10 protein-coding genes and 1 pseudogene are annotated in these 16,045 nt (G+C 49.5%); 4 read left to right on the forward strand and 7 right to left on the reverse strand.

Going from position 1 to position 16,045, the window contains the following annotated elements; translation table 11 throughout:
- Positions 1-324, forward strand: a pseudogene (locus tag BM202_RS19660) (hypothetical protein); the annotation flags it as partial.
- Here the strand turns inward: BM202_RS19660 and BM202_RS19665 are convergent.
- The 4 genes from BM202_RS19665 to BM202_RS19680 all read right to left on the reverse strand — a co-directional run bounded on the left by BM202_RS19665 (position 285) and on the right by BM202_RS19680 (position 9,697).
- On the reverse strand, positions 285-3,521 hold the full coding sequence (locus BM202_RS19665; RefSeq protein ID WP_177236632.1) for an FG-GAP-like repeat-containing protein: 3,237 nt from the start codon (positions 3,519-3,521) through the stop codon (positions 285-287). The pseudogene BM202_RS19660 and the gene BM202_RS19665 overlap by 40 nt on opposite strands.
- Positions 3,522-3,889: 368 nt before the next feature.
- Entirely contained in the window at positions 3,890-5,002 is a 1,113-nt protein-coding gene (locus BM202_RS19670) for a ligand-binding sensor domain-containing protein (RefSeq protein ID WP_143100718.1), read from the reverse strand.
- A 58-nt stretch (positions 5,003-5,060) separates the two neighbouring features.
- On the reverse strand, positions 5,061-8,897 hold the full coding sequence (locus BM202_RS19675; protein WP_093829273.1) for a hydantoinase B/oxoprolinase family protein: 3,837 nt from the start codon (positions 8,895-8,897) through the stop codon (positions 5,061-5,063).
- 47 nt (positions 8,898-8,944) lie between these two features.
- Complete coding sequence (locus BM202_RS19680; protein WP_093829275.1) at positions 8,945-9,697, reverse strand: DeoR/GlpR family DNA-binding transcription regulator; 753 nt, start codon at positions 9,695-9,697, stop codon at positions 8,945-8,947.
- A 54-nt stretch (positions 9,698-9,751) separates the two neighbouring features.
- Between BM202_RS19680 and nudK the strand changes: the two genes are divergently transcribed.
- The 3 genes from nudK (at position 9,752) to BM202_RS38750 (ending at position 10,770) form a co-directional block, all read left to right on the forward strand.
- Entirely contained in the window at positions 9,752-10,333 is a 582-nt protein-coding gene (gene nudK / locus BM202_RS19685) for a GDP-mannose pyrophosphatase NudK (protein ID WP_093829277.1), read from the forward strand.
- Between the two features lies 1 nt (position 10,334).
- Positions 10,335-10,550, forward strand: a complete 216-nt coding sequence (locus BM202_RS37830) for a hypothetical protein (RefSeq protein ID WP_218160587.1) — start codon at positions 10,335-10,337, stop codon at positions 10,548-10,550.
- Between the two features lie 85 nt (positions 10,551-10,635).
- A complete protein-coding gene (locus tag BM202_RS38750; protein WP_262507699.1) occupies positions 10,636-10,770 on the forward strand; it encodes a hypothetical protein in 135 nt (44 codons plus the stop codon).
- Here the strand turns inward: BM202_RS38750 and BM202_RS19695 are convergent.
- The 3 genes from BM202_RS19695 to BM202_RS19705 all read right to left on the reverse strand — a co-directional run bounded on the left by BM202_RS19695 (position 10,767) and on the right by BM202_RS19705 (position 16,031).
- A complete protein-coding gene (locus tag BM202_RS19695; protein WP_093829279.1) occupies positions 10,767-11,495 on the reverse strand; it encodes an endonuclease III domain-containing protein in 729 nt (242 codons plus the stop codon). The genes BM202_RS38750 and BM202_RS19695 overlap by 4 nt on opposite strands.
- A gap of 364 nt (positions 11,496-11,859) precedes the next feature.
- Entirely contained in the window at positions 11,860-14,418 is a 2,559-nt protein-coding gene (locus BM202_RS19700; RefSeq protein ID WP_093829281.1) for a PIG-L family deacetylase, read from the reverse strand.
- Positions 14,419-14,600: 182 nt separating this feature from the next.
- Positions 14,601-16,031: a SusD/RagB family nutrient-binding outer membrane lipoprotein gene (locus tag BM202_RS19705; protein WP_093829283.1), complete on the reverse strand. Its 1,431-nt coding sequence runs from the start codon at positions 16,029-16,031 to the stop codon at positions 14,601-14,603.
- Positions 16,032-16,045 lie beyond the last annotated feature (14 nt).

Genomic DNA, 16,045 nt, shown 5'->3' on the forward strand with positions numbered 1-16,045 from the left:
CCTGTTTTAAACATCTCAAAACTCAGGGATTCAACCGCACGGGCGGCCCCGATTGAAGACCTCAACTTCAAAAACGATGGTAAGATCATGTTACTCATTGCCATCGTCGTAATGGCTTATGTATTATCCTTAAAAGAAGCGTTTGAAAAAGGCTCCTTGAAGCAGAAGGTGTACCGAAATGGGAGCCATTCCATGTCCGTTTCGTTCTTTCGGCAAGGCATCACCAGTCTGCGTCGTCATGTACAATCATTAGCTCAATTTATCCGCTACTTGGAATCCATTGCTCAATCACTTTTGACGCCCCAATGGATGTATGTCCAGTAATCTGTAAGTAATACACCAAAGCTAGCCGGGATGCTACCACTCAGTTGATTATTGCTCAGATTAATAAGCTCTAAATTAGTTAATACGCTATAACTGTCTGGTATGCTACCAGTCAATCGATTATTACTCAGATCGACAGATTGTAGCTTGGTGAGTGAACTTAGACTGGTCGGCAGGCTGCCACTCAGTTGATTATTCCTTATGGAAAGATATGATAATTTTAAAACTGCACTCAGACTGGTCGGGATGCTGCCACTCAATTGATTATTTTCGAGATGAATAGCACTAGTATTCGTTAGTCCGCTAAAGCTTTCAGGAATGCTGCCGCTCAGTTGATTATTGTTCAATACAAGGTTTATCAGGTTTGATAACGTACCTAAGCTGGCAGGTATATTGCCGCCTAATTGATTCACCGACATGTTAAGATCTTGTAGATTGGTGAGGGCGCTCAGGCTGGTTGGGATACTCCCTCTTAGGTTATTGTCATATAGATTGAGCCCAGTTACCCGACCATTGGTACACGTAACACCAGACCACCCACAGGGATTGCAACCGGTCAGCCAGTTGGTTTTGGACTTCCAGTTTGGCCCATTGGTCGCATTGTAGAGATCCAATAAGGCCGCAGATTCCGCATTGGAACCAGTACAGACCGATATAATAAAGCTGGTTTTGGCCGAAAGTCTGTCAGGTCCTATGGCAGTAATTGTCACACTGCTCACCCCTCCGCTGATGGGAGTACCTGATATCACTCGTGTAGTTGCATCAAAAATCAGCCCATTGGCTGGAGTAATGCTAGCCGAGTAACTAAGCGAATTGGGGGTTTCTGCATCGGTGAAGGCATTGACGGTATAGGAAAACGCAATTCCCACCGTAGCAATTTGATCCGTATTGGTAGTGGGGCGGGGAGGAGTGTTAATGGGCGTACAACTGCCTATACTATTCGCGCAAAACGCAGCAAAATCTCCCCCGCCAAGCAATCCCGAATTGTTCGATAAATCAACCGTATTTCTACACAGTGCCGACAAGCTGGCTGGTAAACAACCACTTAGCTGATTTGAGTACAAAATAAGTGTCGACAGGGCAGGGAGGGCACCTAAGTTGGTCGGGATGCTACCACTTAGCTGATTGTTGCTTGCTATTAAAGATTGGAGATAAGGGAGCGTTGTCAAACTGGCTGGGATACTGCCACTCAATTTATTATTATTTAGTTGAATAGATTGTATACTTTTTAATGAGCCAAAACTAGACGGAATACTATCGGTAAATAGATTGTTTGATAGATCAAGATGTAGTAAGTTAGTCAGCATACCCAGACTGGCCGGGATGCTGCCACTCAACTGATTATCGCTAAGAATGAGCGTTTGTAAGTTGGTAAGGGTGCCCAGGCTGGCTGGAAGAGTTCCAACTAACGGGTTGTTATCCAATCTGAGTTGACTTACCCTGCCCTTGTCAGTACAAGTGACACCATCCCAGGTACAGGGATTACAATTTTTCAGCCAGTTACTGCCGGAAGGCCAGTTTGGCCCATTGGTTGCATTGTAAAAATCCACCAAAGCCGCGTAGTCCGGATGGCTGCACGATGCAGTAATAGTAAAGCTAGTGCTTGACGAAAGTCCGATTGAATTAGTCGCGATAATGTTTACGCTACTCTGCTCTGCGTTCACAGGTGTGCCGGAAATGATACGTGTGGCAGGATTAAAAAGTAAGCCGTTAGGAGGAATAATTTTAGCTGAATAGCTGATTGAACTGGAGGCTTCGGTATCAGTAAAGGCATTGACGGTATAGGAGAATGTTGTTCCTACGGTGGCATTTTGGTTGCCATTAATAGTGGGTTGAGGAGGAGTTCTGGTCGTAATGGTAATGGAAAAACTAGTAGCGGCCGATAGCCCACCAGGGTCCACAGCGGTGATAGTAACATTGCTCACACCAGTGCTGGTAGGCGTACCCGAAATAAGCCGGGTTGTGGCGTCAAAACTGAGGCCGTTGGCCGGATTGATGTTAGCCGAGTAGGTTAGTTTAGTAGGCGTTTGATAATCGATGAAAGCATTCGGGGTATAAGAGAAGGGTTGGCTTATCGTAGATACCTGATTGACATTGGTAATTGACACGGGTGCCGTGTTGACAAAGGCAGTACAGTTTAAAAATACCGAAACAGTGTTGCCTGCCGTTACCAGATCAAGCTTATCATCCCCATTAAAATCACCCGAAGCCATCGAATTAATGCCATTGTTTGTGGTTAGATTGACAGCCGTGCCGAAACTTCCGTTGCCATTCCCCAACAGCACCGATACCGTGTTCGAATTACTGGTCGATGCTATATCAAGCTTACCATCTCCGTTGAAATCATTTACATTTACGGATGTTGGGCTTTTTTCCAGCGCTAAGTTGGTTGGAGAGCTAAAGGTCCCGTTACCAAGGTTGAGTAACACAGAAATAGTGTTCGATTGTAAATTGCCAACCGTCGCTATGTCAATTCGGCCATCCTGGTTGAAATCACCTGATACTACAGACAATGGCAACTGATTCAGATCTAGCCTGATAAGGTCTGATGAAGTAGCGCCAAATTTTCCTCCGTCATCACCCAGCAGTATCCACCCGATTCCAGACTTAACCTCTATCTTCACCAAGTCAGGCCTGCCATCCCCGTTAAACTCTCCTAGAGCTATCGAATTAAAGCCTAAATCGCTCTTCTTGACATAAGCGTCATATTTAGTGATAAATTCTCCTTTGCCATTACCTAATTGTACTGTGATTGCGAAATAAGTATCTGTCGCTATATCAAGATTACCATCTCCGTTGAAGTCGCCAACTACTGAATTACCGCCACTAATATTAGTTTCAGGACCAAATTCCCCGTTGCCCTTATTTAGCAACAACACAAATCTCGAAGAAGTAGACAATCGATCTAAAAGGCCGGCCATTAAGTCGGGCCTGCCATCCCCGTTAAAGTCACCTACCAGTAGCTGATTCAGGCTAATCCCACTCGTTTTAATGGTTATGGTCGTACCAAAGCTTCCGTCGCCATTGCCAGGTAAAATCGATATTGACGATGCATTGGCATTTCCCATTGCCAGGTCATTTTTGCCATCTCCAGTAAAGTCACTTACTACTACTGCCAAAGGTCCACTCACCTTGATGGTGGAAGGGGGGGCGAAACATTGCCCCCACGCCGAATGCGTCAGTGTGATAAGGAGCAACGTACTCAGCCAATTGGATAGGCAGCTATTACCAGTAGAATGGAAAGAAATCGGGTTGAACCTGCTTAAACTGACCGCTAGACGTAATGTTGTAGGCATATTACGGGTGTAATAAGGTGGCAATTTATAAGGCCGAATAGCAGGAGTGTAATTACTCCTTACCTACCTTACAGTTTGTGGTGTAAGGTAGTAAAAAAAGAATTTGTGTTGATTACTATGTGCCGGTTATTCACTTTCAGAGTAATTCCGAATCCACGCAGATATAACCTTTGTTAGCCAACCAATAACATTTCAATACACTGTTATGCAAGTTCAGTACGCTAACTGGCTTCATAAATGAGCCTTCGGGGAAGGTCAATCCCCCTTACTCAGCGAACAAAGCGTAGCTTTTTTCCTTCGTAAATACCAAGTCCTTCGTGTTCGGTTAAGAAAAGCAACGTACCGTCGGCCGTGAACTGCATTTTTAGTACGTTCATCGCAGGGCCAGCGGCATAGGGGCTTCCTCCAGTCCAGGTAAGCGCTGGTTTGAGGATGTTATTCCATTGTTTTATGCTCGATAAATCTGTGCCTGATTTACCCTTGAAAAATCCATTCTGGGAGTAGAAATACAGGCATTTATTAACAGGATTGTAAGCGCTGGGACCAATTTGGTGTCCACCTCGCCAGCCTATTAACATTCCCTTTTGTTTCTTGCCGGTTTTGGGATCTTTGGAAATAGTCTCTATTTCTGTTTCACGGTCTTCTGCTTGCAAAACGGACGTAGCCACTCCGTTTGTAAACCTGGCAATGCTGCCGTGTCTCCTAAACAAGTGTGCTATGCCACCCGACATATAAACGTTTTGTGGGTCCTCGCAAAAGCCACTCACCGGATTCATTGTCATCTCAAGACTATCCATTTTCAGGGGAGAAAAGACTCGTTTCCGGGTATCAAAAACAAAGACATCGCCACCCCATTCGCCCTGATTGAAACCAAGCCACAGGTTATCCTGACGGTCCATAAAACAAACCGGTGGCAGAAACCAGCTACCCTTGTACCGGATCTCAGTATTTTTAGAAAAAGCAGCATCCGGGAAGTAGATTGCATTACCTGCTACATCGACAATGCCTTTATCAGTTATCAAAAAACACTGGTTTTGGCTGTTAAAAACAAGGCCGGTTAACTTGCCAGAATAGCGGGACACTAGGTGCCACGTTTTTTGCTTTTCATCGTAGGACTTGACTAGATGATTGGTTTCGCCGATGACAATATTTCCCTGACGATCTGCACTCAACGCTACGATTGGCGCGTCTGTATCAATGGATATGCCGGGCTCGCCGGATGCTACGTCGATTAATTTAAGCTGGCCTGTTTTGGTAAGCAGCAGGACATTCTTTCCCGTCAAAACAAAATCTTTGTAGCCCTCCGTAGACTGGGCATACGCAGCGCCTGTTTTGAGCAACAGCAGAAAAGTGAGCAGAACAAGTGAACACATTGGACGCATACATGAGTGAGTTACGATCTCCCAGATAACGAGCAATTTGACGCCTAATTTCCACAAGTCATTCCCGGTTTATTCCTACTCCACCGCCCCCAGGCGTTTCAATACGTATGCGCTCGCCGGGATGCATCGCCCGGGTGAAAATGCCCGGTAGTACCTCTTCATTGCCGTCGGTATGAATTAACGTTTGGCGACCCGTTGCACCCGGTTCACCACCGTTTAGTCCATACGGGGCCACCATACGATGCTGGCTCAACAGTGTCGCCTGAACCGGTTCCAGAAACTCAATTTCGCGGATAATGCCGTCGCCCCCGCGCCATTGACCAGCTCCTCCGGAACCACTACGTATGGCAAACTGATGCAAACGGACAGGATAACGTCGTTCAAATTCTTCAGGATCAGTGAGTTTGGTATTGGTCATGTGCTGGTGCACCGCCGACCGTCCATCGGCACCTTCGGTAGCCCCGGCGCCCCCGCCAATGGTTTCGTAATACCCAAAAGGTTCCGGGGTCACTGGTGCGCCGGTTCGAGCCGACTTGCCGAATAGGAAATTATTCATCGTTCCCTGACTACAGGCGGCCAGTCCCAGCGCCTTTAGCAACGTATCGACCAACCGTTGACTCACTTCCGTATTGCCACCCACGACAGCTGGACATTCCGCAGACGATTCGGGGAAGATCGGATTCAGAAAAGAAGCTTCGGGAAGAATCAGGTCAACGGGAACCATCAACCCCTCATTCAGCGGAATGTCACGGCCGCACCACAGCCGAAGGACGTAGAGAACAGCGCTGTACAGAATGGAAATATTGGCGTTCAGGTTGTTCGGGTGCACGCCCGACGTTCCGGTGAAATCGAACGTAATACGCCCATTGTTGACCGTCAGCTTTACCCGGATGATATGCCCGTCGTCGAGAGATTCTTCGGCTAAATACGTCTGACCATCAAGAGGTTTCAGGATGGTGCTGATGGCATCGGTTGCCGACTGCTGCAAGCGGGTCATGTAGTGATGCACCGTTGCTAAGCCATGCTGTTGAACAAGAGTTTGTAAGGTGGTTTCGCCCGCTCGAAGTGAGGCTAGCGCGGCTTCAATATCGGCGCGATTTTCGGCTAGCGCGCGGGTTGGATATGGCCCATCTGTAAAGCGAGTGGCTATTCCGCTGGGCCCTTCCCACTGAAACATGCCCTCTTTTACGATGAACATCGGTTCCAGCACAACGCCTTCTTCCACGAGCGAAACCGCATCGGGCGGCATTGACCCCGGTACTTTGCCCCCAATTTCGGCGTGGTGCGCCCGGTTGATAACGTAACCAATGAGTTGAGGAGTGCCTTCTATATTTCTGTCGGCAAAAACCCCACTCAGCAACGTAACGTCGGGCAAATGAGAGCCGCCATATTTCGGATGGTTGGTAATGATAACATCGCCCGGTTCGAGGGGTAGATTTTCCTTCGCCAGCTTAGCCAGGATGAGTCGTGCGCAAACGCCCAGGCTACCCAGGTGTACGGGTATGTGCGGGGCGTTGGCAACCAGCTCGGCACGGGCATCGAGCAGGGCACAAGAGAAATCGAGCCGTTCTTTCACGTTCACCGAAAAGGCAGTACGTTGCAATTGAGCACCCATTTCTTCGGCAATCGCCCGGAACCGCTGCGTGAAAAGTTCGAGTTGAATAATTTCGTTTGTTTCGGCAACCGTTGGTTCATCGGTGTCTTCAATGTAGTCTACAACTGCGTTTTTGTCGGCCTGTACGATGAGCCGCCAGCCGGATTCGATGAAGGCAGAGGACGTAGTGTTGAGTAGCAGAGCCGGTCCCCGGAACGTATCGCCTTCCTGCAATTGAGTCCAGTCATAAACGGCGTACCCATTGACCTCAATCTGCCTTGCCGGAACGGCGTGGCGATGGCTAACCGGCTGACTATTCACCGGCTTTTCGGTGCTTACGGTGCTGACGATAACCCGAATGCTTTCGACTTCTACGGGCCGTTCAGCCGGGAAATGGCCATACAGATGCTGGTACTTCTGCTGAAAATCAGGTTCCAACTGATTGCTGAATGGTACGTCAATGGTCGCTTCCTGACCCGATAATCGTAAGAATACAGCAACTGATTTTGTTGAAACGGGTACGCTGTTACCAACATCCTGCTTGAGCAAATGAGTAGCTGTATTAATCAGCTCATCAACCAACCCTGGTAGTTCACTTTCAAATTTTGACAACGGTTGCAACACCGATCGTGATGCCATTCGCTCAATTTGGGCTTGTCCAATGCCATAGGCACTCAGTAATCCGCCGTCGAAGGGAAGAATGATGCGTTCCATGCCGAGCAAACGCGCGATGGCACAGCCATGTAATCCCCCTGCACCCCCAAATACTAGCAAGCCGTATTCTTTGGGATCAAAACCACGCGCTACGGAAATCTTCCGGATTGCACCAGCCATCGTTTCATTGGCGATACGCTCAAAACCACGTAGCAGCGCACGCCCGGTAGGAGCGGAGCCCGTTTTGGCTTCAATTTGCTGAATTAACAGATCAAGAGCCGCCTGTGCTTTTTCTGGAAATATCGGAATGCCAAACTGCTGTGCGTCAAGTTTGCCCAGCAGTAAATTAACATCCGTAATGGTCAGTAACGGCGTTTGATCCGGTTCATTCGCCGAACGCAGCCCGGCTCCATAACAGGCCGGTCCGGGATTCGCGCCCGCGCTTTGTGGCCCAACGCGCAATTGTCCAGACGTCGATCCAGTTTCATCGAACCAGCAGACCGACCCGCCACCAGCGGCTACGGTTTCGATGGCGAGCGATGGCAATTGCAGGTCGAATGGCCCAATTTTGGTCGAGAAGCGGTAATCCAGATTTCCCTGAATGCGGGCAACATCCGTGCTGGTGCCGCCCATATCGAGGGTTAGTGTATTTGACTGTAGGAGGCTATCGGCTATGGCGGCTGCCCCAATAACGCCCCCCGCCGGACCGCTCAACAAGCTATCTTTCGGCCGGAATAAATCGGCGCGAACCAATCCCCCCGCGCTGGTCATGATGCGAACGGGTTGGTTGCCAAGTTGCTGTTGCACATTGTCTAAATATGACCGCATAACCGGCGTCAAATAGGCGTCGACTACGGCGGTTTGCGTACGTGCTATGTATTGTGGGGCCGTCGATACGTCGGTCGAAATCGTTACGTAGGGAAAGCCCGCTATTTTTAGGGCATCACGAAGTTTCTGTTCATGAGTGGGATTACGGTACGCATTTAGCAGTGAGACAGCCACTGCATCCGGCATTGCCTGCTGAACCTGGGTAATCAAGGCGGCAATAGCCTGATCAGATAAGGGTGTTAACGTCTGACCATCGGCGGCCATACGTTCAGCTACTTCCAGGACTGAATGGTAGAGCACCTCGGCGGGTGGAATGGCCAATTGAAACAAGTCCGGGCGTTGTTGCGTGCCTATCTTCAAAAGGTCTTTGAAGCCTTTTGTAACGAGCAGCACTATGTTCCCACCTTTTCGTTCCAGTAATGCGTTGGTGCCTTTGGTTGTGCCGAGCCGCATTTCCAGATTCGGAAATGGCTGGTTTATGGGGGTTTGCGTTAACAAGCGAGCGGCTAAAACGGGCGCTTCTTCACCCGTGAAAAGCTCAACGGTTCCCTGAACGGGCGAATCAATTCGCCCGTTCAGGGAAAAACGTCCATTTACTTGCAGTGATTCCAGCGTAAACACCTCATCTGTCTCAACGATGCGTAATTGATACCCATTAAAAATAGGTGCGGTAAGCCAGGGCGCAACGAGTTTTCCATTAATTAGTTGACCCCGTAAGCGGCTACTACTCAAAACTTTGGTGCGGTGCAGGCTTCTATTAGGGTCAAGAGCGAGACCGTCGGTGAAGGTGCCACCAGTGTCAATCCAGATTTGGTACATGAGGTATCACGGTTTTCAGACCGTTGTATGATCCGCAGAAAATAAAGTCAGTTAATCAACGTAACGCCTGCATCACGGTAGGCCGCCACGACTTCCGATGGTGCTTCGTTATCCGTAATCAATACGTTAAACAGGCTTAATGGTGCAAAATAGAGGTATTTGTTGGTTTCTAACTTCGACGAATCACAAAGCAGATACACTTTATCACTCTGTCGGGCGATGGCCAGCGTAGTACTGGCTTCTTTTTCGCTATTAGCGCTGAGACCATGCTGGAGCGAAATACCGTCAATCCCGACGAACGCCCGATTGGCACGGTATCGGGCCATGTGTTCTTCGGCAATGAGTCCATGTACGGCCTGGCGCTCTTTATCCACTTCGCCACCCACTAAATTAATCGTCACCTCCGACGACATTAGTTCAGCCACAATGGGCAACGAGTTCGTTACGACCGTGATACGTTTGTTGCGGATGAATTGACAGAGCCGAAACACCGTACTGCCGCAATCCATGAAAATGACATCGCCCTCCTGAATTTCGTTGGCTGCCAGTTGACAGATGTAATCTTTTCGCTCGGGATTTACGGCTATTTTGTTGGCAAACCGATGCGTATCAGTTGCCAGGCTTACTTTCATGGCACCACCCCGCGTTCGATACAGCAAACCTGATGCCGCTAATTGAACCAGATCGCGCCGAACAGTCATCTCCGACGTTTGCAGTAAAGCGGCTAATTCACTGACTTCAATGGAGCCGCGTTCGTCTACCGTTTGTACAATAAGTCGCTTCCGGTGTTGGAAATTCATAGGCGATTGATTTGTTTTGTTCAAAAATAAACAAACTCAAACAACTTTAAACAAATGACTGCTGAACGCATACAAATAACGGAGGAGAAGCTGCTTTCCGACAACTGGTACGTACTAAAACGTTTTACATTCAAGTATCTGGGTAGAAATGGTCAATGGACAACCCAGCAGCGGGAAGCGTATGACCGGGGAAATGGCGCGACCATATTGCTCCATAATTCGCAAACGGATACGGTTATTTTGACCCGGCAGTTTCGTTTACCAACGTTTGTCAACGGTAACCGCGACGGCATGTTGATTGAAGCCTGCGCGGGATTGCTCGATAATGATCATCCCGATGACGCGATTCGACGCGAAATGGAAGAGGAAACGGGCTACCGGATTCAGCATGTACAGAAGGTAATGGAAGCTTACATGAGTCCGGGTTCGGTGACGGAAAAGCTGTTTTTTTACATTGCCCAGTACACCGCCCATACCGAACGTAACGCCGGAGGTGGCATCGATGAGGAAGAAATTGATATTCTAGAATTGCCCCTGAGTCAGGCGATGGCGATGGTCGCCAATGGGGAAATTATGGATGGGAAAACTATTATGCTCTTGCAATACCTGCGCCTTCAGCAACTAACCCAAAACTAGTATGCTAATTCTCATGGCTGGACCGTATCGCTCGGGCACAAACGACGCGGCCGACCTTATTGCTCAAAATATGCACGATATGGAGGAAGCTGCGCTGGCCATTTACCGCAAAGGTCACACGCCGATTTGTGGCGAATGGACGGTCCGGCGCTCCGGTTGCGTTACCGCTATTAAAAACGGCAGGTTTAACCCAACTCGGCGACGCTATCTTCAATGAAACTTTCCATCCTGTAGCCGTACGATTAATCGATCATTGCGACGCGGTACTACGTGTTGGCGGACCATCCGTTGGAGCGGACGAAATGATGAAGCAAGCTACGTTGAAAGGAAAGCAGACGTTCTGGACGATGGAGGAAATGTCAGATAATCAAGTTTTGCAGAGTAAATCGGCAGGTAAGAACGTAGCGGACCAACAATCCCGATTTATTTTTCACTAAGCATTTAAGGGTTTCTTTCGGGTCGGCGTACTACTCAGGAGAGCGGTTCCTCCGGATTGATAAAAATCACATATGTCGCGTAGCACGCATTCGCTGCACTTCGGATAATACCAGGTACATACCCGCTGTCCGTGCCAGTAAAAATGTTTGTGAAAATTAAAGAGCACCAGTGAATCCAGCGGTAAGTAAGACAACAGTAATGTATGGGCCTTTTCCGCGCTCACTTTAGGGCCAATGAGTCCCAATCGCTGCGTGACCCGATGGACATGCGTATCGACGGGCAGTACCGGCTTATGAAACTTGAAAAGCAGGACAATGGTGGCCGTCTTCAAGCCGATTCCGGGAAGAGCCATGAGCCAGTTCATAGCCTCTTCGGTAGATAGTTTGCCCAGAAAATCAAGGTTGGCCGCCCCCGTTTCCTGGAAGAGGTGCCGCAACAGATTTTGTATGTAAGGCGCTTTTACTTCGGGATAATTAGCCGCTTGTATGGCGTTGATCAGATCGGGGAGTGGCGCATCCCGAACCTCTTCCCAGCTCGGAAATCGGTCGCGCATGGTGCGATAGGCAGTCACTTCATTGGCATGGGTCGTTCGGTGCGACAAAATGGTGCCAACCAGTTCATGCATCGGATCAGAATAGCCCTGAATGGCCTGTGTGCCATATAGTTCGGTCAGCCGCTGATGGGCGCTACGTGTTTTGTCGGCTGGACTGGAACTGGGTTGCATACAAAAACCGGTTGTCGGCTGTTTTGTGATGCTAGTTTGAACCCATGTTCATCAAGAATGTTTCTCCTTGTTTGGAACTGGCTTGGCCGGGCCGTCTATATACTTAAAATAACGAATCTGACTTTGTTGTTGGCTGGTGTTCTTCTGTCCCGTTAGATCGGTGGACGTGCGAAGCATTTTTTGAGAGCGAATGAAAAATTCGACAATTCCTGAAATCCCCAACTATGCGAAAGTTTAGTACGTTCGACGGCGTTGGGAGTTTTCATTGATGATAAAAGTATGGCCCTTCTGATCAGAGAAGACAGATCCTCGTCAACACACGAATTAGCCGTACGTTGACGAGGAAGAAGGTTTTTTCGCTGTCCTAGTTCCGGTTTTGCGAACCCGACACCGAGGCTGCTGGAGTGGCTCCCACCGAAATCAAATTTGCGAACAGGCGATACGCGCCGGGCACGCCAGCGGGCAGCTCGCGGAAGAAGACGAGGCCGGTGTAAATGAAGTTTCCCTTGCCGTATTTGGCGTAAATCAGGCTGCCTAACTTGGCCGCTTCGTTCTGGTCGTTGGCCGAGAAGATCGGTTCGTAAGCTTTGTCGTAATCTTTAGCAAAGTAGATGCCCCGCTCCTGAATCCAGCCGCTGAAATCGGCCTCGGTTATTTTATTAGGGTAATTCAATAACCGATGCTGTGGGTTCACAAACGTCATTTTAGCGTCTTCCTCAGTTACGCGTTCGGCACCAACGGTAAATGGATAAGGGCCCATCTGGTTAACTTTCAGGCCGTTCTGAATAAATCCATTACCGCCCGGTGTTACGTACTGAACGACCATTGTACCCCCGTTTTTAACGTAATCCATGAGTTTGGGCTGATAGAGGGCTAAATAATCGTTGGTGTTGTAGGCCCGAACACCCACGACAATGGCGTCAAAACCGGCCAGGTTTCCGTTCAGTTGGGCGGGTCCGAGCAGCGTAACGTGGCAACCCATCTGCTGTAAAGCAGCGGGTACTTCATCTCCCGCCCCAACAATATACCCGATGTTCTTCGCGGTTACCTTCACGTCCAGTTTCACTAGTTTGGCTTCAGACGGTGGGAACAGCGTTTGCGTTGGAATGTGCTTGTAGGCAATCTGCCGAAGGCTGGTCGCGAAGGTTCCATCTGGCGTGGTCATTACGGCCTGCAACTTGCCATTCTGTGCCTGGGCGGTTGGAATGATCTGGAACGTAGCCCGTTGCTCACTGCCTTTGGTGGTCAGGGAAAAAGGCAGTGAGGCCGGTTCAACACGCCAGCCGGTGGGAACGTCAATTTTCAGCGTACCTGCTACGTTCGCCCGTCCTGCTTTGAGCACGATCTCGGCCGTTTTGGGTATGTTGTCGCTAAACGCATATACACGTTCTGTTAAATTGGCGGTTACCTCGGGCTGAACGATAAAGGGACGGTAAATTTCACCATCGACGGGGTCGGTTGATCGGTAAACAACCGGGCGGCCGAACGTAAACCGCTGTCCACTGATCTCAAAGGTGTAGCTGGCCGATACCGCAGGGGGATTTTCGGGCAGGCCGATGAGTTGCTGGTTATCGACCTGAAAGACGCCTTTGATAATGGGTTTTTCGAGCCAGTAGGGTTGCGAAATTTTCTGTGTTTTCGGGATCGTTACGTTGGTTGGCAACAACACTACGTCGTTGGGCTTGAGTGCCATATTGAGCGTCGTATCCTTACCGGTGGAGTAGCGAACGTTTACCAACGTAACTGGTACGTCGGCGCGGTTGACGATATTGGTCGTGAGTTTAATCGTTTCGCCGGGCGTGGCTGCGTAGTCGGCAGGGTTGGTTTCAAACCACAGTCCCAGGCATTGCCGAATCAGCGTTTCCACTTCCTGCCGCTTGGCTTTAACGTAAATATTGGCCGTGTCCAACTTCGTGATGGCGCCATACAGTTGCACCAGAGCCGGAACCGACGCTGCGGGTTGATCGGGCTTGAAGCTGCTGATAGTTTGCGTAACAAGCGATTGAACGACGTCGCTGTTAGGCACGCGTTTCCAGGTCAGGTCAATGCCTTCGAGCGGGTCTTTCTGGACGGGATCGCCCCCTTTTAATAACAGGTAATCAATGCGGGCACCGCGATTGGGCGCTACGCCAAATCCCTGACTTTTATGCTGGCTGCGGCTTTCGGAAGCAATTTCACCGTACGAACGACCCAGCAGCGGATTGTATAAACCCGTTTCAATACCGATCAGGTTACCCGCTTCTTCTGGTTTTTTATTACTCAGGAAAGCACCCGGAATAAACATGTTCCACATGATGCGCCGGGCCTGCCACGGTTTCACATACGCCAGCTGCTCCGGAAATTTAGTGGCGTCATTGGAGATTTTAAACGCTTCTTCAGCCAGAAATCCCGATGCGCTGTGGTGACCATGACCGGCGCGGGCGTCGGGTGGGAAACGGGTGATAATCACATCGGGCTGGTACTTGCGAATCATCCATACGACGTCGGCCAGTATTTTATCCTGACCCCAGGTGCGGACGGCCTCATCGGTCGACTTCGAGAAACCAAAATCATAGGCCCGACTGAAAAACTGATCGGGACCGTCGATGCGCCGGGCTGCCAGCAATTCCTGTGTTCGAATAACACCGATGTTTTCACCCTGTTCGGAACCGATGAGATTTTGTCCACCGTCGCCCCGCGTCAGTGATAAATACCCCGTCCGAACCAGTCGATCTTTAGCCAGATAAGCCAGCATCAATGTATTCTCATCATCGGGGTGAGCCGCTACGTAGAGGACGGAACCCAGTACGTTCAGTTTTTTGAGATTCGACAGGATTTCACCCGATGGCGTTGACTTGATAGGACCGTAGGGAACCTGAGCGAAGGAAATCTGGGACAGAAAATAACCAAACAGGAATGCAGGCAGGAGTTTACGAAGCGACACAGGCAGAAGATGATTATAGGCGTATTAGGCAAATTTACGATGAAGCCTACATTCGCCAATGTGTAGCAACCAGTTAAGTTGGTAGAAATGGGATTAGTTATACGAAAAGACAGCAAAAGAAAAGGCTATCCCACATCGGAATAGCCTTTTACCGTACATACGTTACCTAACAACAAAACGTATTACTGGAAGATCGTCACTTTGGTGAACTGATCAGGTAGGGGTTTCGGTACGTTGGGGTTGGTGTTAACCTCACCCTGTGGGTAAATAAACCGTTCTGGTTTTTTCGCACCACTGTACAGAGGAATGGGGAGTTGAACGATAGGCGTGGCCTTTTCCAGTCGACGAACATCGTTGAAAGCCTCATACTGCATGAGGAAGAAAATATAACGCTGAACAACAATTTCATACAACAGAGCCAGTTGCGTTGTAGCCGCTTTCGTTGGATTGGCCAGACCGGTAGGCGCGAAGTCCGTCAATACGTAGGGATCATACTTACGCCCTGTTGTCGAAAGCGTTTTGCCGTTGATGGTGCCACTAGCTAGCCCCGCTCTGACCAGATTAAGCGCTGCCAGTGCTTTGTCGGGAACACCCAGGCGGGCCTGCGCTTCGGCAATAATGAGCTGGTTTTCGTAATAGGTAAGAATTGGGTGGGGCGCATTTGAGGTAAAGGCACCGTCCACTACGTTGGGGTCTAACGTGCCCGCTGAAACCACGCCAACCTTAAAATAGTGATTATAAAGCGCCGTTTCGTCGGTTTTCGTATTCGCCGATTTAATTCTTGAGTTCATCAGCATGGGCAGATAGGCGCCATCGAAGCCGGTGTCGCCTGGTCGGTTGACCCGGAAAAAGTCATAGTTCTGATTGTAGTCAATGCCCTGGCTGGTCCCATGAGGAACGAGCGCATCGTTTGCCGAACTGCTGATGCCCAACGCCCCACTTTCAATCGCTTTGGCATAATTACCGACGTGCAGATAAAGCCGCGCTTTCAGTGTATAAGCAGCCGCTTTCCATTTCGACACATCGCCTTTGTAGATGAAGTCCTGACTGGCGAAGGCTAGACCACTGGCGGTTGACAGGTTCGTAATGGCGTTGTCCAGCGTTGTTTGCAGGGCAGCATACACATCCACCTGTTTATCGAATACGGGCGTTGGGTATTTAACGTCGTCAAACGCCTGGCTGTAAGGAACGTCGCCGTAGAGGTCTGTTGCTTTGGCAATCAGCAGCGCTTCCAGCACCTGGCCAACACCTTTGGTCCATTTATCGCTTACCGCATCCGCTTTGGTCTGGATGAGTCGCGCCTGACTGGCGGCTGGGTACAGTGGGCTCCAGGAGAAATTCTGCGCCGACACGATGTATTCGGCATATCCCTGATGCTGACGGCTCAGCCCATTGAGCTGGCCCGCCCAGATGGCGGAAATCCGAACATCGGTATCCTCGTGCAGCATGGTTACACCCACCAGCGTGCCAGAAAGCAACGTTGGAATATCAACATCGGTAACCGCGTTGGGGTTACTCTGGATGTTCGGTTCGTCGAACAATTTGCTGCAACCGCTTAGCAGGGTAAGGGCTAACAGCGAGGCCGTAATTTTATATGAAAATGATTTTTTCATGATCTGAAAGAAGT

This window comes from Spirosoma endophyticum (assembly GCF_900112365.1).
Taxonomy (GTDB): Bacteria; Bacteroidota; Bacteroidia; order Cytophagales; family Spirosomataceae; genus Spirosoma; species Spirosoma endophyticum.

Excerpts from the sequence above, each read along its gene's own strand:
- BM202_RS37830 (WP_218160587.1), top strand. The coding sequence starts at position 10,335 with ATGCTAATTCTCATGGCTGGACCGTATCGCTCGGGCACAAACGACGCG.
- BM202_RS19675 (WP_093829273.1), bottom strand. The coding sequence starts at position 8,897 with ATGTACCAAATCTGGATTGACACTGGTGGCACCTTCACCGACGGTCTC.
- BM202_RS19695 (WP_093829279.1), bottom strand. The coding sequence starts at position 11,495 with ATGCAACCCAGTTCCAGTCCAGCCGACAAAACACGTAGCGCCCATCAG.
- BM202_RS19670 (WP_143100718.1), bottom strand. The coding sequence starts at position 5,002 with ATGCGTCCAATGTGTTCACTTGTTCTGCTCACTTTTCTGCTGTTGCTC.
- BM202_RS38750 (WP_262507699.1), top strand. The coding sequence starts at position 10,636 with ATGATGAAGCAAGCTACGTTGAAAGGAAAGCAGACGTTCTGGACGATG.
- nudK (WP_093829277.1), top strand. The coding sequence starts at position 9,752 with ATGACTGCTGAACGCATACAAATAACGGAGGAGAAGCTGCTTTCCGAC.
- BM202_RS19680 (WP_093829275.1), bottom strand. The coding sequence starts at position 9,697 with ATGAATTTCCAACACCGGAAGCGACTTATTGTACAAACGGTAGACGAA.
- BM202_RS19705 (WP_093829283.1), bottom strand. The coding sequence starts at position 16,031 with ATGAAAAAATCATTTTCATATAAAATTACGGCCTCGCTGTTAGCCCTT.